The following is an 18842-nucleotide window of genomic DNA, read 5'->3' as shown; positions in this document are numbered from 1 at the left end:
GCCCGTGTTCTCCTCGCCGCCGAGCTTAAACGAGCCGCAGGGGGGTCAGATCGCCCCGTCGAACATCAGCACGTCCACCTCGTCGCCGACGGCGACGTTGCCCTGCGCATGGTGCAGGACGACCAGGCCGTTGCCCTGGACCATCGAGCTGAGGACGCCCGAGCCCTGGTTGCCGGTGGTGCGCACGGTGAGGGCGCCGTCCGGCCCGGGGGCAACGATGCCGCGCTGGTACTCGGTGCGGCCGGGTTTCTTGCGCAGGGCCTCGGCGCTGCGCGCCCGCAGCAGCACGGGCGCCGTGTCGCGCGCGCCCATCATCCGCAGCAGGGCGGGACGCACGAAGGCCAGGAAGGTGACCATCACCGCCACCGGGTTGCCGGGCAGCCCGAACAGGACGGCGCTGCGTCCGCCCTCGGTGATGCGGCCCACCGCCATCGGGCGGCCCGGGCGCATGGCGATCTTCCAGAAGGCGACGTCGCCTAGCTGGCGCATCATGGCCTTGGTGAAGTCGGCCTCGCCCACGCTGACGCCGCCGCTGGTGATGATGGCGTCGGCCTGCGCCGCGGCCTGCCGGAAGGCGGCCTCCAGGCGGGCCGGTTCATCGCGCACCACACCCAGGTCGATGACCTCGCACCCAAGGCGCTGCAGCAGGCCGCGCACCGTGTAGCGGTTGCTGTCGTAGACCGCGCCCTCGCGCGGCGCCTCGCCCAGGCTCAGGATCTCGTCGCCGGTGGAGAAGTAGGCCACCTTCAGGCGGCGCACGACCTTCACCTCGGCCAGCCCCAGGCTGGCGACCAGGCCGCAGGCCGCCGGACCCAGGCGCTCGCCGCGCAGCAGGGCGGGGCGGCCCGCCATCAGGTCCTCGCCGCACAGGCGGCGGTTGTCGCCGGCCTTGAGCGCGCCGGCGGGGACCTCGATGCGGCCCTCGCCGGCGGGGCGGGTGAACTCCTGCGGCACCACCGTGTCCAGGCCCGCCGGCATGATGGCCCCGGTCATGATCTTCACGCACTGGCCCGGTCCGACCGCGCCCTGCCAGGCCTTGCCGGCCAGGGCGGTGCCGACCGGCTCCAGCACCAGCGGCGCGTCGGGGCGCAGCTGCGCGCCGTCGAAGGCGAAGCCGTCCATCGCGGAGTTGTCGTGGGGCGGCACGCTGATGGGGGAGACCAGGTCCTCGGCCAGCACGCGGCCCAGGGCATCGAGCACGCCCACCGTTTCGGACCCGGCGACGGGCTCGGCCAGGCGGGCCAGGAAGTCGTTGACCGCGGCGGCCGGCAGGGCCTGCGGGTCATAGCCCTGGAGCTCGGCGGCGATCTGCTCCAGTGTCTTCATCGCGGCTGCTCCAGCTGGCGCAGCTCGGCCAGGGTGTTGGCGTTGAAGAAGGCGTTCGGGTCGTCGAAGGGCACGACCACCTGCCGGTGCTGGGCGGTCCAGGCGTCGATCTTGCGGCCGCCGGCCTGGGTGAAGCGGGTCAGGCTGTCGATCAGGTCGGCCCGCAGCAGGCAGAACACGGGCTGGGTGCGCACCTGGCCGTCGGCCTCGGGCGCAGCGGCCATGGCGATCTCGGCATCCTGCGTCTCGAGCGCGGCGGCCAGGCGCTCGACCAGGTCCAGCGGGAACAGCGGCGTGTCGCAGGGCACGGTGACGAGGTAGGGCGTCTCGCAGTGCGACAGCCCGGTCATGAACCCCGCCAGCGGGCCGGCGAAGTCGGGCAGGGCGTCATGCCACACCGGCGCGCCGAACGACTCGTAGGCCGAGAGGTTGCGGTTCGCATTGACCAGGACCTGCGCCACCTGCGGCTGCAGCCGCATCAGGGTGTGCAGGGCCAGGGGGATGCCGTTGAAGTTCTGCAGGCCCTTGTCGACCCCGCCCATGCGGGAGCCGCGGCCGCCGGCCAGGACCAGGCCGGTGATGTCGAGGGAAGTGATCATCCGCCGATGTAGCTCATTTCGACGCGACGGCGGCCGCTGCCCGTGTCGGGCGCCAGCTCGCTGCGCAATTGGGAATAGCGGTCCGCGCGGCCCTGCCAGAGGTGGCCCACGGCCGCGGCGAGTTGGGCATCGCTGGCGCCGCCGCGCACCAGGGCGCGCAGGTCGTGGCCCTGCGAGGCGAAGAGGCACAGGTAGACCTGGCCCTCGGTGGACAGGCGGGCGCGGTTGCAGTCGCCGCAGAAGGCCTGGGTGACGCTGCTGATGAAGCCGACCTCGCCGCTGCCGTCCGCATAGGCCCAGCGCTGCGCGGTCTCGCCCGGCGCGCTGTGTTCCAGGGGCGCCAGGGGCATCTCGGCGTGGATCAGGCGCTGGACCTCGGCCGAGGGCAGGACTTCGTCCATGCGCCAGCCGTTGGTGGCGCCCACGTCCATGTACTCGATGAAGCGAAGCACGTGGCCGGTGCCGCGGAAGTGCCGCGCCATCGGCACGATCTCGTGGTCGTTGGTGCCGCGCTTGACGACCATGTTGACCTTGACCGGGCCCAGGCCCGCCCGCTTGGCCGCGTCGATACCGGCCAGCACCTCGGCCACCGGGAAGTCGACGTCGTTCATGCGGCGGAAGACGAGGTCGTCCAGCCCGTCGAGGCTCACCGTCACGCGGTTCAGGCCGGCGGCCTTGAGCGCGGCGGCCTTGCGCGCCAGCAGCGAGCCGTTGGTGGTGAGGGTCAGGTCGGGCGGGGCGCCGTCGACGGTGCGCAGCTGGGCCAGCTGCGCGATCAGCACCTCGATGTTCTTGCGAAGCAGGGGCTCGCCGCCGGTGAGCCGGATCTTGCGCACGCCCAGGGCCATGAAGGCGCGGGCCACGCGGGTGATCTCCTCGAACGTGAGCAGGTCGGCATGCGGCAGGTAGGGGTAGTCCTTGTCGAACACCTCCTTGGGCATGCAGTAGCTGCAGCGGAAGTTGCAGCGGTCGGTCACGCTGATGCGCAGGTCGCGCAGCGGCCGGCCCAGGGCATCGGCGACGCGCCCGTCAGCGGGCAGGGGCTGTTCGGGCACGGCCATCGGCCGGCCGGCGGGGCGATGGGGTACCAGGGGAATCACGCGTTCAGCCATGGCGTGATTGTCCTTCACCCGGGAGGCCCATGGCGTGGCGGCCCGCGTGGCGCCAGAACGCGCTGAACGAGCGCGCCGCCGCCGGAGGCGCCGCGAACAGGCGGGGCACCGGCCGGGCCTGCACGCCCAGGCTGGCCCAGGCCTGCCGGTAGCCCGGGAAGGCGCAGGCCGTCGCGGTGGCTGGCCGGCGGGCCAGGTGCAGTCGGTGCAGGTCACCGAGCCAGATCGCGTCGCAGCTCGCCGCCATCGCGCCCAGCATGAAGCGCCAGCGCCGCTCGCTCCAGGGCCAGTCCACGTGGGCGGGCAGGTGGACCACGCCGAGGCGGAAGGCGCCGGGCGTGCCGCCCGGGCCCAGGGCCCAGGGGTGCACGAGTTCCAGCGGGCGGCCCGCGGTGTCGGGGGCTTCGCCCCGGGACAGGGGACAGGACAGGCCCGCGAGCAGGCCGGCCGGCGGGGCCGCCAGCAGCGAGGGCTCGGCCACGCCTGGCGCGTCGGGGCGCTGCGGGCCGAGGTCCGCAGCGCGGTAAGCCAGCCCCGCCAGCGCCTCGTCGCCGGCGTCGATCACGGTGCCGGTGCTGTCCCAGGCCGCGGCCGCGCCGGCCGGGGCGAACGCTGCCACGTTCCGCGCGTTGAACAGGTAGGGCTTGGCCGAAAAGCTGCCCGCCACCCACTGCCAGCCGAGGTGGTTGCTGGCGAGGTCGCCATCGAGCAGGTGGCCCCACAGCCAGTCGGCCCCGGCGCGCCAGCGGACCTTGCGCAGGTGGACGAGGTAGCTCGCCAGCCAGAGGCGGGCGTGGTTGTGGAGGTAGCCGGTGGCGTACAGCACGCGTACCGCGGCATCGATGGCCGGCACGCCGGTGCGTCCCTCGCGCACGTCGGCCGGCACGGCGTCGGCATAGCGCCCGGGCCAGGGCAGGGTGGGGCGCATGTCCTCGAGGATCGCGTCGCCGGCGTGGGCCCAGGCGTGGTGGAAGAACTCGCGCCAGCCGAATTCGCTGGCCAGCTTGTCCTGCGGGCCGAGGCCGTGGCGGCGGTCCACGACGGCGGCCACCTCGGGCAGGGTCACCAGCCCGTGCGTCAGGTAGGGCGACAGGCCGGTGACCGCGCCATCGAGCCGGTTGCGGGTGCGGGCGTAGGGGCCTGGCTCGGCGCGGGCCGCCCGCGCCAGGGCGGCCTCGCGCGTCGGCTCGAAGCTGCGCAGGTGCGCAGGAACGCCGAGGCGGTCCAGGGTCTCGGGGGAAAACGGCATGCGCCGCATTGTTGGCGCATCGCGCCGCGCCCGCCCGCGCCGGGGCTTTCAGCGGGGCTGGCCGTGGCGGATCGCGACCGTCTTGACCGTGGTGAACCCGTACAGGGCCTCGAAGCCCTTCTGGCGGCCGTGGCCCGAGGCCTTCACGCCGCCGAAGGGAAGCTCGACGCCGCCTCCCGCGCCGTAGTTGTTGATGAACACCTGGCCGCTGCGGATGCGGCGGGCCATGCGCAGCTGGCGGCCGCCGTCACGGGTCCAGACGCCGGCGACCAGGCCGAACTCGGTGGCATTGGCCAGGCGCACCGCCTCGTCCTCGTCGGCGAAGCGCATGGCGGCCAGCACCGGGCCGAAGACCTCCTCGCGGGCCAGCCGGTGGCCCGCGGGCACGTCCCGCAGCAGCGCGGGGGCCTGGTAGAAGCCCGACTCCGGCGCCTCGTCGACGATGCGGCCCTCGGCCACGATGGGAATGCCGGCATGCTGCGCGTCGGACAGGAAGTCCCAGACCCGCTGCATCTGCCCGGGGCGGATCAGGGGGCCGAGGTCCAGGTCCATCGACGCCGGCCCCACCCGCAGCCTGGCGAAGGCCTCGCCCAGGCGCTCCATCAGGGGCTCGTACAGGCCGTCCTGCACCAGCAGGCGCGAGCCGGCGGAACAGGCCTGGCCGCCGTTCTGCGAGATGGCGGCCAGCACCGTGGGCACGGCCAGGCCCAGGTCGCAGTCGGCGAACAGGATCTGCGGGCTCTTGCCACTGAGCTCCAGCGTCACCGGGCAATGCCGCAGGGCCGCGGCCTGCTGCACCTGCACGCCGGTCTGCGAGCTGCCGGTGAAGCTGATGTGGTCCACCTCGGGGTGGCGCACCAGCGCGTCGCCGGCCTCGTGGCCCAGGCCGGTGACCACGTTGATCGCGCCGGCGGGAAAACCGCAGTCGGCCGCGAGCTGGGCCACCCGCAGCACCGACAGGCAGGCGTCCTCGGCCGGCTTGACCACGCAGGTGTTGCCCGCGGCCAGGGCCGCCGCCACGCTGCGCCCCAGCAGCTGCATGGGGTAGTTCCAGGGAATGATGTGCCCGGTGACGCCGTACGGCTCGCGCCAGGTCAGGACGGTGTAGTCCTCGTCATAGGGCAGGGTCTGGCCGTGCAGCTTGTCGCAGGCGCCGGCATAGAACTCGAAGTAGCGCGCCAGCATGGCGGCATCGGCGCGCGCCTGGCGGGTCGGCTTGCCGCAATCGCGCTGCTCGATCCCGGCCAGTTCCTCGGCATGGGCCGCCACCGCCTGGGACAGCCGCATCAGCAGGCGCCCGCGCTCCGGAGCGCCCATGCGGCTCCAGACCGCCTCGAAGCACTGGCGCGCGGCCCGGGCCGCGCGGTCGATGTCCTCGGCGCTGCCCCGGGCGATCTCGTCGTAGGGCAGGCCGTCGGAGGGGTCGACGACCGGCAGCGTGCGGCCGGTCGACCCCGGGGTCGGCGCGTTGGCGATGAAGTGCTGTTGCATGCAGCCCCCTCGGCGCCGCCGCGATCAGCCGCCGTGGAAGCGCACCACCAGCGGCACGATCAGGAGCGCCACGATGTTGATGATCTTGATCAGCGGGTTCACGGCCGGGCCGGCCGTGTCCTTGTACGGATCGCCCACGGTATCACCGGTGACGGCGGCCTTGTGGGCTTCCGATCCCTTGCCGCCGTGGTGGCCGTCCTCGATGTACTTCTTGGCGTTGTCCCAGGCGCCGCCGCCGGTGCACATGGAGATGGCGACGAACAGGCCGGTGACGATGGTTCCCATGAGCAGGCCGCCCAGGGCCTTGGGGCCCAGCGCCAGGCCGACCACGATCGGCACGACCACGGGCAGCAGGGAGGGGATCACCATCTCCTTGATGGCGGCGCCGGTGAGCATGTCCACCGCCTTGCCGTACTCGGGCTTGCCGCTGCCGTCCATGATGCCCTTGATCTCGGCGAACTGGCGGCGCACCTCCACCACCACCGCGCCGGCCGCGCGGCCCACGGCCTCCATGGCCATGGCGCCGAACAGGTAGGGGATCAGGCCGCCGATGAACAGGCCGATGATCACCATCGGGTCGGACAGGTCGAAGCTGATCGCCTTGCCGTAGGTCTCGAGCTTGTGGGTGTAGTCGGCGAACAGCACCAGCGAGGCCAGGCCCGCGGAGCCGATGGCGTAGCCCTTGGTGACTGCCTTGGTGGTGTTGCCCACGGCGTCCAGCGGGTCGGTGATGTCGCGCACCGAGGCGGGCATCTCGGCCATCTCGGCGATGCCGCCGGCGTTGTCGGTGATCGGGCCGTAGGCGTCCAGGGCGACCACGATGCCGGCCATGGACAGCATGGACATGGCGGCCACCGCCACGCCGTACAGGCCGGCCAGCGTGTAGGCCGCGATGATGGCGGCGCAGACGAACAGCACCGGCCAGGCGGTCGAGCGCATCGAGACGCCGAGGCCGGCGATGATGTTGGTGCCGTGGCCGGTGGTGGAGGCCTGGGCGATGTGGCGCACCGGCGAATACTGCGTCCCGGTGTAGAACTCGGTGATCCAGACCAGCGCGCCGGTCAGCACCAGGCCCACCACGCAGGCGCCGAACAGGCGCATCTGCGAGCCGGAGGCGGCGACGGCGTCGTCGGGCACCAGCCACACGGTCACGCCGTAGAAGGCCACCAGCGAGAGCACGCCGGCGATGGCCAGGCCCTTGTACAGGGCGGGCATCACGTTGCGCATGCCGGGCGTGGCCTTGACGAAGCCGCAGCCGATGATGGAGGCGATGATGGACACGCCGCCCAGCGCCAGCGGGTACAGCGTGGCCGCCACCGGCGCGGCGGTCACCAGCAGGGCGCCCAGCACCATGGTGGCGATCAGCGTGACCGCGTAGGTCTCGAACAGGTCGGCGGCCATGCCGGCGCAGTCGCCGACGTTGTCGCCCACGTTGTCGGCGATCACCGCGGGGTTGCGCGGGTCGTCCTCGGGAATGCCGGCCTCGACCTTGCCCACCAGGTCAGCGCCGACGTCAGCGCCCTTCGTGAAGATGCCGCCGCCCAGCCGGGCGAAGATGGAGATCAGCGAGGAGCCGAAGGCGAAGCCGATCAGGGGATTGAGCACCACCGAGAGCTTGCGATCCGGGGTGGCCGCGCCGTTGCCGACCAGGAACCAGTAGAAGGCCGTCACGCCCAGCAGGCCCAGGCCCACCACCAGCATGCCGGTGATGGCGCCGCCGCGGAAGGCCACGTCCAGCGCCGGGCCGATGCCGCGGGTGGCAGCCTGGGCGGTGCGCACGTTGGCGCGCACCGAGACGTTCATGCCGATGAAGCCGCAGGCGCCAGAGAGCACCGCGCCGACCACGAACCCGGTGGCGGTCAGGCCGTCCAGGAAGATGCCGATCAGGATGGCCAGCACCACGCCGACGATGGCGATGGTGGTGTACTGGCGCGCCAGGTAGGCCGCCGCGCCGGCCTGGATGGCCGCGGCGATCTCCTGCATGCGGGGGTTGCCGGCGTCCTGCGAGAGGATCCAGCCGCGGGCCCAGAAACCGTAGATCACGGCCGCCAGTCCGCAGACGAGCGCCAGGATCAGCGCCGAGTTGCCTGTCATCTTCTTCTCCTACAGTCTTTGTTGAACTTGGAGGAAGCCACGCAGGCGGGGCTTCCGCTGCGTTGCTTCCTCGTGGCTCCCTGACTGCCGGAGACGATTGGCCAACAAGGGCAATATACAGGTGGGTTGGCGCGTCAGAACCGGGAAAGGCGAGGATGAGAAACTAAAATCAGGGTTTTTCCCGAGACATTCACGAGACAACACGAGACTTCCACCATGTCCCTCGACCAAGTTTCCGCCGGCAAGAACATCCCCGATTCCTTCAACGTGATCATCGAAATCCCGATGAACGCCGACCCCGTCAAGTACGAGGTCGACAAGGAGTCGGGCGCCATCTTCGTGGACCGCTTTATGAGCACCGCGATGCACTACCCGACCAACTACGGCTACGTGCCCAAGACCATCTCCGGTGACGGCGACCCGGTCGACGTGCTGGTCATCACCCCCGTGCCCCTGATCCCGGGCGTCGTCGTACCCTGCCGCGCCATCGGCATCCTGAAGATGCAGGACGAGGCCGGCGAGGACGGCAAGGTGCTGGCCGTGCCGATCGACAAGATCCTGCCGATCTACACGCACTGGCAGAAGCCGGAGGACATGAACCCCCTGCGCCTGAAGACCATCGCCCACTTCTTCGAGCACTACAAGGACCTCGAGGCCGGCAAGTGGGTCAAGGTCCTGGGCTGGGAAGGCCCCGAAGCCGCCAAGAAGGAAATCCTGGACGGCGTCGAGAACTACAAGAAGGCCCAGCAGGGCTGATCGTCCCCGGCCTGGTCGCCAGGCCGGCTTCAGGCGGCCCGGAACGGGCTGCGGGCTTCGAGGTGCTCCAGGTACGCCTCGACGCCCTGGCCCTCCCGTTCGAGGAACCGCTCCACCGCATCGGCGAACGCCGGGTGCGCCAGCCAATGGGCGCTGCATGTCTTCACCGGCATCAGCGCCCTTGCCATTTTGTGCTCGCCCTGCGCGCCGCCCTCGAAGCGGTGCAGGCCCCGGGCAATGCACCACTGCAGCGGCTGGTAATAGCAGGCCTCGAAGTGCAGGCAGTCGACCCGCTCCAGCGCACCCCAGTAGCGGCCGTAGGCCACGCCGTCACCGGTGGCCACCAGGCTGGCGGCGATCGGCCGGCCGCCGCGCTCGCCCACGAACATGACCCAGTGCTGCGGCATGTCGGTCGCCATGCGGGCAAAGAAGTCCCGGGTCAGGTACGGGGGGTTGCCGTGCTCGCGGTAGGTGCGCTCGTAGCACCGGTAGAAGAAGTCCCAGTCGGCCGGCGAGATCGCCGCGCCCTCGAGCGCGCGGAAGCCCACGCCGGCCTCGGCCACCTTGCGCCGCTCCTGGCGGATCTTCTTGCGCTTGTCCTGCGCCAGGCTGGCGAGGAAGGCGTCGAAGTCGGCGTAGCCGGCGTTGTCCCAGTGGAACTGCACGGTGCTGCGGGCCATCAGGCCCTCGGCTTCGCAGGCGGCCGCGTCCGCCTCGGAGAGGAACAGCAGGTGCAGGGAGGACAGGCCTTCCTCGCGGCACCAGGCGACCAGGGCCCGCACCAGCGCCCGGCGGGCTTGCGCGTCGCGCGCCAGCAGCCGGGCGCCGGGCACCGGCGTGAACGGCACGGCGACCAGCCCCTTGGGGTAGTAGGCCAGGCCGTGCTGCTCGTAGGCGTTGGCCCAGGCCCAGTCGAACACGTACTCGCCGTAGGAGTGGGCCTTGCGATAGAGCGGGCAGGCTGCCTGCAGTTCGCCCCCGCGCCACAGGGTCAGGAAGGCCGGGGTCCAGCCGGTGCGCGGCGCGGCGCTGCCGCTGGCGTGCAGTGCGCCCAGGTACTCGTGGCGCATGAACGGGGTCGGCTGGGCCTCGTGGGCCAGCAGCGCGTTCCAGGCGTCGCGCGGGATCCCGGCGGGGTCGGCGAAGAGGCGGGTGACATAATCGAACGAGTTGTTTTTCACTGCTGGAATGGCCCTCAACATCTGTATAGCCCAGCTCAATGTCGTGGTGGGCGACATGGCCGGCAATGCCCGCAAGATCATCGACGCCGCGCGCGAGGCCTACGCCCGGGGCGCCCGGCTGGTCGTCACCCCCGAGCTGTCCCTGTGCGGCTATCCCGCGGAGGACCTGCTGCTGCGCCCGGCCTTCATCGCCGCCTGCGATGATGCCCTGGACGCGGTGGCCCGCGAGCTCGCCGGGTTGAAGGGGCTGCACGTGGTGGTGGGGCACCCGAAGGGCGGCGACGTCCGCAGCCGCTCGGTCCAGGTCCAGCGCCGGCTCAATGCCGCCAGCGTGGTCTGCGAGGGCCGCGTCGTCGCCAGCTACGCCAAGCGCGAGCTGCCGAACTACCAGGTCTTCGACGAGCGCCGTTACTTCGCGCCCGGCGAGGGCAGCTGCGTCTTCGAGGTCGAGGGCGTGCGGGTGGGGCTGCTGGTCTGCGAGGATGCCTGGTTCGAGGCGCCGGCCCGCGACGCGCGCGATGCCGGTGCCCAGGTGCTCGCCGTCATCAACGCGTCCCCGTTCCATGTGGGCAAGGGCACCGAGCGCATCGCCCGCATGGCCGAGCGCGCCCAGGCCGTGGGCCTGCCCCTGGTCTATGCCCACCTGGTGGGCGGGCAGGACGAGGTGGTGTTCGACGGCGCCTCCTTTGCGGTCTCGGCCGCCGGCGCCCTGGTGGCCCGCGCGCCGGCCTTCCGCGAGGCCGCCTTCATGCTCCAGGCGCAGGCCGGGGCGGGCGGCGTCACGCTGTCCGGCGCCCTGTCCCAGGTGCACAGCGACGAGGCTGACCTGTGGGATGCGCTGGTGCTCGGCGTGCGCGACTACGTCGGCAAGAACGGCTTCCCCGGCGTGCTGCTCGGGCTGTCGGGCGGCATCGACTCCGCCCTGGTGCTGGCCGTCGCGGTCGATGCCCTCGGCGCCGACAAGGTGCGCGCGGTCATGATGCCCTCGCCCTACACCGCCGACATCTCCTGGATCGACGCTCGGGAGATGGCCCGGCGCCTGGGCGTGCGGTATGACGAGATGTCCATCGTGCCGATGTTCGAGGCCTTCAAGGCCACGCTCGCCACCGAGTTCGCCGGCCTGCCCGAGGACACGACCGAGGAGAACCTGCAGGCCCGCATCCGCGGCACCCTGCTGATGGCGCTGTCCAACAAGTTCGGCAGCATCGTGCTGACCACCGGCAACAAGAGCGAGATGGCCACCGGCTACTGCACGCTCTATGGCGACATGGCCGGCGGCTTCGCGGTGATCAAGGACCTGCTCAAGACCCGCGTGTTCAGCCTCGCGCGCTGGCGCAACGCCAACGACCCGTACGGCACCGGCGCCAGCCCGATCCCCGAGCGCATCATCACCCGCCCGCCCAGCGCCGAGCTGCGCCCCGACCAGAAGGACCAGGACAGCCTGCCGCCCTACGAGGTGCTGGACGCGATCCTGGAGCGCTACATGGAGGAGGACGAGGGGGTGGAGGAAATCGTCGCCGCCGGCCATGACCGGGCCACGGTCGAACGCATCGCCCGCCTGATCCGCATCAACGAATACAAGCGTCGCCAGGCGCCGGTGGGCATCCGCGTGACCCACCGCAGCTTCGGCAAGGATTGGCGCTATCCTATTACCGCGCGTTTTCGCGCCTGACTCCCCGAAAGAAGCAAGACAAGTTCCATGAAACAGATCACCGCCATCGTCAAGCCGTTCAAGCTCGAGGAAGTCCGCGAGGCCCTGGCCGAATGCGGCGTCACCGGCCTGACGGTCACCGAGGTCAAGGGCTTCGGCCGCCAGAAGGGCCACACCGAGCTGTATCGCGGTGCCGAGTACGTCGTCGACTTCCTGCCCAAGGTGAAGGTCGAAGTGGTGGTGCGCGACGACGTGGTCGACCAGTGCGTGGACGCCATCGTCAAGGCCGCCCGCACCGGCAAGATCGGCGACGGCAAGATCTTCATCACCTCGGTCGAACGCGTGGTTCGCATCCGCACCGGCGAGATCGACGAAACCGCGATCTGACGGGCCCGGCCGCGCGGCGCCAGGCGCCGCGCGGGTCGCCTCAGATCTGCGAGAGGTCGGCCGGCGCCTTGAGCCCGGCTTCCTGCACCAGCGCCGCGAGCAGTTCCGGCGCGTCGCCGCCGGTGCGCACCAGCCCCATCTGCCAGTCGTTCATGAAGCCGTGGCCCACGGCCGACCGCATGAACGCCATCATCGGCGCCCAGTAGCCCGCCACATCCAGGATGCCCACCGGCTTGTCGTGGTAGCCGAGCTGGCGCCAGGTCCAGACCTCGAACAGCTCCTCGAAGGTGCCGATGCCGCCGGGCAGCGCCAGGAAGGCGTCGGCGCGCTCGGCCATCATCCGCTTGCGCTCGTGCATCGTTTCCACGATGTGCAGCTCGGTGCAATCGCGCTTGGCGAACTCCTTGTCCACGAGGGCGCGGGGGATGATGCCGACCACCCGGCCGCCTGCCGCCAGGGTGGCGTCGGCGACCTGGCCCATGAGCCCGTTATTGCCGCCCCCGTAGACCAGCTGGCCGCCGTGGCGGCCGATCCAGTGGCCGACCTCGCGGGCCACCTCGGTGAAGACGGGGTCGTTGCCGGGGCGCGAGCCGCAGTAGACGCAAATGGAAAAATTCGGGGTCATCAGACGAAGAAGCGTTGGTGGAGGGCGGCAGCCCAGATGCCGCCGGCCAGCAGCAGGCACAGCAGGACGGCCGCGCTGCCCATGTCCTTGGCGCGCTTGGACAGGCTGTGCCACTCGGGGCCGATCCGGTCGATCGCGGCCTCGATGCCCGAGTTGAGCAACTCCACGATCATCACCAGCAGCACCGAGCCGGCGAGCAGGGCGGTTTCGACCCAGGAACGCCCGAGCCAGAAAGCGGCGGGCACCAGGACCAGGGCGGCGATGGCCTCCTGGCGGAAGGCGGTCTCGCCCCAGCCCGCACGCAGGCCGGCCAGCGAGTAGCCGGTGGCGTGCCAGACGCGGTCCAGGCCGGTGCGCAGCTTCTGGGGATTGGCGGGGGAGGGCGCGGAATCGGCGTCGGGCAGCGTCGGCATGCGCGCCATTCTCGCGTACCCGGACGGCGCCGCTTCAGGCCTTGGGCGCCGCTGTGACCAAGCGGGTGCCGGCCAGGGCGTCGTGCCAGAACTGGCGTTGCGGATGGAAGCGGCTCAGGAGCGCCCAGACCGAGACCCAGCCGATCGTGAGCACGGCCACCTCGCCTGCGGGCAGGCGCATCGGGGCCAGTACCGCCAGCGGCGGCAGGAACCAGATCCAGGCCAGGAAGTAGCGCAGCAGCGCACGGCCCTGGCTGACGGGGCGGCCCTGCGGGTCGACGATGCGGATGCCCCAGGTCTTCATGGCCAGGGTCTGGCCCTTGGCCCAGAACCAGGCGAAATAGATGCCGAAGACGATGAACAGGAATGCCTGGAGCAGGGGGCGGCGCGCGTCCATGGCGTCGCGCATCTGGCCGAGGGTGCTGAACAGCCAGCCGGAGATGAAGACGATGGCGAACAGGAGCACGCCTTCGTACATCCAGCAGGCCATGCGGCGGCGCAGGCTGGGGGCGCGCAGGGCGTCGACCGGGGAGGCCGCGCCGGCGGCGACCGCCTCGGACCGGGGGGAGGAACTCACGCTGGGAAAGCCTTCAATGGGTGGGTGGGGTCGACTCGCCCGGCGGCACCACCACGATTCGCGGGGGCTTGGGTTCGTCCTGGCCGGGGCGGGGCACGTTGGCCAGCTTGCTGTGGGGCACCGGCTTGAGGGCGGCGGCGGTGGCCGGCGGCTGCTTCGGGGTAGCGCCCTCGGCCAGCTTGCGGCGCTCCTCGGGCGGGAGCGCCTGGTAGGCCTCCCACTTGGCGCGCTTCTCGTCCGCCGACAGCTGCTGGGCCTCGCCGAAGTTCAGGCGTGCCTGGGAGCGCTGCTGCGGGCTCAGCGAGGCCCATTCGGCCATGCGGCTGTGCATCTTGGCTTGCTCGGCCGGCGGCAGGCGGGAGAAATTGGCCGCCAGGGCGATCCACTTGCGGCGATGGGGCTCGTTCAGCTGATCCCAGCTGCGGGACAGGGGCGACAGGGCCTGGCGCTGGTCCGGGGAGAGCTGGCTCCAGTTCGGGACCGATGGCGTGGCGACGGCCCGTAGGGCCGAGGACGCGACCGTGGCGGCCGAGGCCTGCGCGGGCGCCTGGGCCTGGACGGCCGTGGCTGCTAGGGCCAGCGGCCAAGCAGCCAGTGCGGCCAGCCGCCCGAGGCGACGCAGGCGAGGGGAGGTCGGGGCCAGGAACACGCGGGGTCCCCTGGCCTTACTGTCCGGTCTTCAGGAACTGGGCGAAGCCCGGGTCGGCATAGGCGGCCGGCGGCAGGTCGTCCGTGAGGAGGGCGGCATCGACCTCGGCGACTTCACTGGCGCGGATCTCGTTCTGGACCAGGTGGATCGCGACCAGGCCGGCGGCCAGCACCACCACCGGCAGGGCCGAGGCCAGGCGGCCCCAGAAGCCCAGGTGCTCCTGGGCGCTGTTGAACCCGGCCAGGGCGAAACCGCGGACGCGGCTGACGATCGGCTCGGGCTTGCGGCTGGCGACGGCCCGGACACGGGCGGCACGCAGGCGCTCGGACACGTCATGCGGCAGCGACTGGCTGCCCTCCGACAGGCGCGCGGCAACGCGCCGGCCGAACTGGTCGTGCAGTCTTTGCGTGCGTTGTGCGGGCGAGTTGGTCATGCTTGTATTCCCCGAGCCTTCAGTGCTTTGCTGAGGGCCTGAACCGCGCGGGAGCAGTGCGTCTTGACACTGCCTTCCGAACAGCCCATGGCCGCCGCCGTTTCGGCCACGTCCATGTCCTCCCAGTAACGCATCAGGAACGCTTCCCGTTGACGTGCTGGCAATTCCTGGATGACGGTTTCGATCTCTCGCAAGATCTGGGCCCGGCGCGTGGCGTCTTCGGCACTCTCCACCCGTTCGGAGGCATCGGAGGGCAAATAAGTTTCCAGCAGGTCGAAATCCTGGCCATCCTCGGAGTCCGTCTCGAACTCGCTGAGGTTGGAAAACAGGGCGCTGCGGGTCTTCTGGCGGCGGAACCAGTCCAGCGTGCAGTTGGACAGGATCCGCTGAAACAGCATGGGGAGCTCGTCCGCCGGCTTGTCGCCATAGTGCTCGGCCAGCTTCATCATGCTTTCCTGCACGATGTCGAGGGCGGCTTCCTCGTCGCGGACGTGGTAGACCGAGCGCTTGTAGGCTCGTTTTTCCACGCTTCGCAGGAAGTCGGATAGTTCTCGTTCGGTGGCCAAGGGGCGGCTGCGGGGTGTCTTCTCGGGTACCGCCCGCGCCCAGTCGGCTGGGTCTCGGCGGCGCGGAATTATGGCATTGGCCGGGATCCGGGCTGGCGCGGCTGTGCTGCAGTGCGATAATGGCGGCTGCACGTCATAGGCAAACGAGCCCTGATCCGGCGGATGAACCCTCCCGCCCATGGTCCGGCGCTCTAAGTCCCGACGCTGCCTCACGAGGGCGGGCGAAGGGGCACCCCACGTTTTTCGTCAGAGAAGAATCGGAAGGTTGATCATGGAAATCTCCAAGGCCGAAATCGCTTCGGCAGCTGCCGCTGGCGCCGCCTCGCAAGAGCTGCGTGGCGCCGAAATCCTCGTCAAGTGCCTGCAGGCCGAGAGCGTCAAGTTCATCTGGGGTTACCCGGGCGGCGCGGTCCTGCACATCTACGACGCCCTGTACAAGCAGGACACCATGCAGCACATCCTGGTGCGCCATGAGCAGGCCGCCGTGCACGCGGCGGATGGCTATGCGCGCGCCACCGGTGACGTGGGCGTGGCCCTGGTGACCTCGGGCCCGGGCGTGACCAATGCCATCACCGGCATCGCCACCGCCTACATGGACAGCATCCCGATGGTGATCGTCACCGGCCAGGTGCCCACCGCCGCCATCGGCCTGGACGCCTTCCAGGAGTGCGACACCGTCGGCATCACGCGCCCCATCGTCAAGCACAACTTCCTGGTGAAGGACGTCCGCGACCTGGCCGATGTCATGCGCAAGGCCTTCCACATCGCCCGCAGCGGCCGCCCCGGCCCGGTGGTGGTGGACATCCCCAAGGACGTCTCGTTCAACAAGACCGCCTGGACCGGCTACCCCGAGAAGGTGGAGATGCGCTCCTACAACCCGGTGCGCAAGGGCCACGGCGGCCAGATCCGCAAGGCGCTGCAACTGCTGATGTCGGCCAAGCGCCCGTACATCTACACCGGCGGCGGCGTGGTCCTGGGCAATGCGACCGCGGAGCTGCGCGAGCTGGCCGACATGCTCGGCTACCCCTGCACCAACACCCTGATGGGCCTGGGTGCCATCAAGGCCAGCGACCCGAAGTTCCTCGGCATGCTGGGCATGCACGGCCGCCTGGAGGCGAACAACGCCATGCAGCACTGCGACGTGCTGCTGGCCGTGGGCGCGCGCTTCGACGACCGCGTGATCGGCAACCCCAAGCACTTCGCGCAGAACGAGCGCAAGATCATCCACATCGACATCGACCCCTCCAGCATCTCCAAGCGGGTGAAGGTCGACATCCCCATCGTGGGCGACGTGAAGGAGGTTCTGGCCGAGCTGATCGCCATGATCAAGGAGTCCGGCCTGAAGCCCGACACCGACGCCCTGGCCGGCTGGTGGGAGACCATCGAGGGCTGGCGCCAGCGTGACTGCCTGCGCTACGACCGCGACAACCAGGAAGTGATCAAGCCGCAGTACGTGATCGAGACCCTCTCGAAGCTCACCCGTGGCGTGGACACCTACATCACTTCCGACGTCGGCCAGCACCAGATGTGGGCCGCGCAGTACTACGAGTTCGAGGAGCCGCGCCGCTGGATCAACTCCGGCGGCCTGGGCACGATGGGCGTGGGCATTCCCTATGCCATGGGCATCAAGCTCGCCAAGCCCGACTCCGAGGTGTACTGCGTGACCGGTGAAGGCTCGGTGCAGATGTGCATCCAGGAGCTGTCGACCTGCCTGCAGTACAACACCCCGATCAAGGTGATGGCGCTGAACAACCGTTACCTGGGCATGGTGCGCCAGTGGCAGCAGCTGGACTATGAAGGCCGCTACAGCCACAGCTACATGGACGCGCTGCCCAACTTCGTGAAGCTGGCGGAGGCCTATGGCCATGTGGGCATGCTGATCGAGCACCCGCGCGACGTCGAGCCGGCCCTGCGCGAGGCTCGCCGGCTCAAGGACCGCACGGTCTTCATGGACTTCCGCACCGACCCCACGGAGAACGTGTTCCCCATGGTCAAGGCCGGCAAGGGCATCACCGAGATGCTGCTCGGTTCCGAAGACCTGTAAAGTCCATCCCTTTCCCCTGCAGCGAATCTATTGACCGCCGAGCCCGCGCATTACCGTGCGCGGGGGAGGGCGGCGAAAGCGCAAGCTTCCGCGAAGTCGAAAAGAGGAGTCTCGTCAAAATGAAACACATCATCGCAGTCCTGCTCGAGAACGAGCCGGGCGCCCTGTCCCGCGTGGTGGGCCTGTTCTCGGCCCGCGGCTACAACATCGAATCGCTCACCGTGGCGCCGACGGAAGACCCGTCGCTGTCGCGCATGACCATCCAGACCACCGGGTCCGACGACGTGATCGAGCAGATCACCAAGCACCTGAACCGCCTCATCGAGGTGGTCAAGGTGGTCGACCTGACCGAGGGTGCCTACACCGAGCGCGAGCTGATGCTCGTGAAGGTGCGCGCCGTGGGCAAGGAACGTGAGGAGATGAAGCGCATGGCCGACATCTTCCGCGGACGCATCATCGACGTCACCGAGAAAAGCTACACCATCGAGCTGACCGGCGACCAGTCCAAGAACGACGCCTTCCTGGAGGCGATCGACCGCACGGCCATCCTCGAGACGGTCCGTACGGGTGCCTGTGGCATCGGCCGCGGCGAGCGCATCCTGCGCGTTTAATCCCGCCGCTGCTGGCGACAACCTTTTTTTAAGAGAGACGAAAAATGAAAGTTTTCTACGACAAGGACTGTGACCTGAGCCTGATCAAGGGCAAGACCGTCGCGATCATCGGCTACGGCTCGCAGGGCCACGCCCACGCCCAGAACCTGAACGACAGCGGCGTGAAGGTCGTGGTCGGCCTGCGCAAGGGCGGCGCCTCCTGGGACAAGGTCGGCAAGGCCGGCCTGACCGTGATGGAAGTCAACGAGGCCGTCAAGGCCGCCGACGTGGTCATGATCCTGCTGCCCGACGAGCAGATCGCCGAGGTGTACAAGAACAACGTCGAGCCGAACATCAAGCAGGGCGCTTCCCTGGCCTTCGCCCACGGCTTCAACGTGCACTACAACCAGGTCGTCCCCCGCGCCGACCTGGACGTGTGGATGGTCGCCCCCAAGGCCCCCGGCCACACCGTGCGCAACACCTACACCCAGGGCGGCGGCGTGCCCCACCTGGTCGCCGTGCACCAGGACAAGTCCGGCCGCGCCCGTGACCTGGCCCTGTCCTACGCCATGGCCAACGGCGGCGGCAAGGCCGGCATCATCGAGACCAACTTCAAGGAAGAGACCGAGACCGACCTGTTCGGCGAGCAGGCTGTTCTGTGCGGTGGCGCCGTCGAGCTGATCAAGATGGGTTACGAGACCCTGGTCGAGGCCGGCTACGCCCCCGAGATGGCCTACTTCGAGTGCCTGCACGAGCTGAAGCTGATCGTGGACCTGATCTACGAGGGCGGCATCGCCAACATGAACTACTCGATCTCCAACAACGCGGAGTTCGGCGAGTACGTGACCGGCCCCGAGGTGATCAACGAAGAGTCCCGCAAGGCCATGCGCAACGCCCTCAAGCGCATCCAGAACGGTGACTACGCCAAGATGTTCATCCAGGAAGGCCGCCTGAACTACCCGAGCATGACCGCCCGCCGCCGCAACACCGCCGACCACTCCATCGAAGTGGTGGGCGCCCAGCTGCGCGCCATGATGCCCTGGATCGCCAAGAACAAGCTGGTCGACCAGACCCGCAACTAAGCCGCTCCCGCGCCGCG

At 69.9% G+C, this 18842-nt stretch carries 19 protein-coding genes; 6 read left to right on the top strand and 13 right to left on the bottom strand.

What is annotated here, in order from left to right; all coding sequences use genetic code 11:
- Positions 1–45 precede the first annotated feature (45 nt).
- The 6 genes from moeA to ACT80S_RS17590 are packed head-to-tail and all read right to left on the bottom strand — an operon-like array spanning position 46 to position 7871.
- Positions 46–1326 carry a molybdopterin molybdotransferase MoeA gene (gene moeA, locus ACT80S_RS17615; protein WP_377418277.1) on the bottom strand — a complete coding sequence of 427 codons (1281 nt, stop codon included), beginning with the start codon at positions 1324–1326 and terminating at the stop codon, positions 46–48.
- Positions 1323–1925, bottom strand: coding sequence for a molybdenum cofactor guanylyltransferase MobA (gene mobA, locus ACT80S_RS17610; protein WP_377418274.1), 603 nt, complete (start codon positions 1923–1925; stop codon positions 1323–1325). Before mobA ends, moeA begins: the two co-directional genes overlap by 4 nt.
- Positions 1922–3037, bottom strand: coding sequence for a GTP 3',8-cyclase MoaA (moaA, locus tag ACT80S_RS17605; protein ID WP_377418271.1), 1116 nt, complete (start codon positions 3035–3037; stop codon positions 1922–1924). Before moaA ends, mobA begins: the two co-directional genes overlap by 4 nt.
- The gene (locus ACT80S_RS17600) at positions 3030–4286 is read right to left on the bottom strand and encodes an FAD-binding domain-containing protein (RefSeq protein WP_377418268.1); all 1257 of its coding nucleotides are present in this window, start codon (positions 4284–4286) and stop codon (positions 3030–3032) included. The genes moaA and ACT80S_RS17600 overlap by 8 nt, the downstream gene beginning before the upstream one ends.
- 48 nt (positions 4287–4334) lie before the next feature.
- On the bottom strand, positions 4335–5777 hold the full coding sequence (locus ACT80S_RS17595) for an aldehyde dehydrogenase family protein (protein WP_377418265.1): 1443 nt from the start codon (positions 5775–5777) through the stop codon (positions 4335–4337).
- 24 nt (positions 5778–5801) lie between these two features.
- Positions 5802–7871: a sodium-translocating pyrophosphatase gene (locus tag ACT80S_RS17590; RefSeq protein WP_377418262.1), complete on the bottom strand. Its 2070-nt coding sequence runs from the start codon at positions 7869–7871 to the stop codon at positions 5802–5804.
- Between the two features lie 216 nt (positions 7872–8087).
- Between ACT80S_RS17590 and ppa the strand changes: the two genes are divergently transcribed.
- A complete protein-coding gene (gene ppa / locus ACT80S_RS17585; protein WP_377418259.1) occupies positions 8088–8627 on the top strand; it encodes an inorganic diphosphatase in 540 nt (179 codons plus the stop codon).
- A 29-nt stretch (positions 8628–8656) separates the two neighbouring features.
- Here ppa and ACT80S_RS17580 read toward each other — a convergent pair whose 3' ends face one another.
- Complete coding sequence (locus tag ACT80S_RS17580; protein WP_377418257.1) at positions 8657–9829, bottom strand: GNAT family N-acetyltransferase; 1173 nt, start codon at positions 9827–9829, stop codon at positions 8657–8659.
- Here ACT80S_RS17580 and ACT80S_RS17575 point away from each other — a divergent pair.
- On the top strand, positions 9816–11480 hold the full coding sequence (locus tag ACT80S_RS17575; RefSeq protein ID WP_377418254.1) for an NAD+ synthase: 1665 nt from the start codon (positions 9816–9818) through the stop codon (positions 11478–11480). The two genes, ACT80S_RS17580 and ACT80S_RS17575, sit on opposite strands and share 14 nt — an antisense overlap.
- A 27-nt stretch (positions 11481–11507) precedes the next feature.
- Positions 11508–11846 (top strand): P-II family nitrogen regulator, encoded by a 339-nt coding sequence (locus tag ACT80S_RS17570; RefSeq protein WP_377418251.1) that lies wholly within the window; start codon positions 11508–11510, stop codon positions 11844–11846.
- Positions 11847–11886: 40 nt separating this feature from the next.
- Here the strand turns inward: ACT80S_RS17570 and ACT80S_RS17565 are convergent, their stop codons facing one another.
- The 6 genes from ACT80S_RS17565 to ACT80S_RS17540 all read right to left on the bottom strand — a co-directional run bounded on the left by ACT80S_RS17565 (position 11887) and on the right by ACT80S_RS17540 (position 15109).
- Positions 11887–12471, bottom strand: a complete 585-nt coding sequence (locus tag ACT80S_RS17565) for an LOG family protein (protein ID WP_377418249.1) — start codon at positions 12469–12471, stop codon at positions 11887–11889.
- Positions 12471–12884 carry a diacylglycerol kinase gene (locus ACT80S_RS17560; RefSeq protein WP_377418246.1) on the bottom strand — a complete coding sequence of 138 codons (414 nt, stop codon included), beginning with the start codon at positions 12882–12884 and terminating at the stop codon, positions 12471–12473. The genes ACT80S_RS17565 and ACT80S_RS17560 overlap by 1 nt, the downstream gene beginning before the upstream one ends.
- Positions 12885–12918: 34 nt before the next feature.
- Positions 12919–13374, bottom strand: a complete 456-nt coding sequence (locus ACT80S_RS17555; RefSeq protein WP_377418424.1) for an RDD family protein — start codon at positions 13372–13374, stop codon at positions 12919–12921.
- Between the two features lie 100 nt (positions 13375–13474).
- Positions 13475–14110, bottom strand: a complete 636-nt coding sequence (locus ACT80S_RS17550) for a DUF3106 domain-containing protein (RefSeq protein ID WP_377418244.1) — start codon at positions 14108–14110, stop codon at positions 13475–13477.
- Between the two features lie 16 nt (positions 14111–14126).
- Complete coding sequence (locus ACT80S_RS17545) at positions 14127–14543, bottom strand: DUF3619 family protein (RefSeq protein WP_377418242.1); 417 nt, start codon at positions 14541–14543, stop codon at positions 14127–14129.
- Positions 14540–15109 (bottom strand): RNA polymerase sigma factor, encoded by a 570-nt coding sequence (locus tag ACT80S_RS17540; RefSeq protein WP_377418239.1) that lies wholly within the window; start codon positions 15107–15109, stop codon positions 14540–14542. The genes ACT80S_RS17545 and ACT80S_RS17540 overlap by 4 nt, the downstream gene beginning before the upstream one ends.
- 271 nt (positions 15110–15380) lie before the next feature.
- Between ACT80S_RS17540 and ACT80S_RS17535 the strand changes: the two genes are divergently transcribed.
- The 3 genes from ACT80S_RS17535 to ilvC all read left to right on the top strand — a co-directional run bounded on the left by ACT80S_RS17535 (position 15381) and on the right by ilvC (position 18825).
- A complete protein-coding gene (locus tag ACT80S_RS17535; RefSeq protein WP_377418236.1) occupies positions 15381–17153 on the top strand; it encodes an acetolactate synthase 3 catalytic subunit in 1773 nt (590 codons plus the stop codon).
- 119 nt (positions 17154–17272) lie between these two features.
- Positions 17273–17764 (top strand): acetolactate synthase small subunit, encoded by a 492-nt coding sequence (ilvN, locus tag ACT80S_RS17530; protein ID WP_377418234.1) that lies wholly within the window; start codon positions 17273–17275, stop codon positions 17762–17764.
- 44 nt (positions 17765–17808) lie between these two features.
- Positions 17809–18825 (top strand): ketol-acid reductoisomerase, encoded by a 1017-nt coding sequence (ilvC, locus tag ACT80S_RS17525; RefSeq protein WP_377418231.1) that lies wholly within the window; start codon positions 17809–17811, stop codon positions 18823–18825.
- The last annotated feature ends 17 nt before the right edge of the window (positions 18826–18842 follow it).

It is taken from the genome of Ramlibacter sp. MAHUQ-53 (genome assembly GCF_052600055.1).
This window is presented reverse-complemented; position numbering and strand designations above follow the sequence as displayed.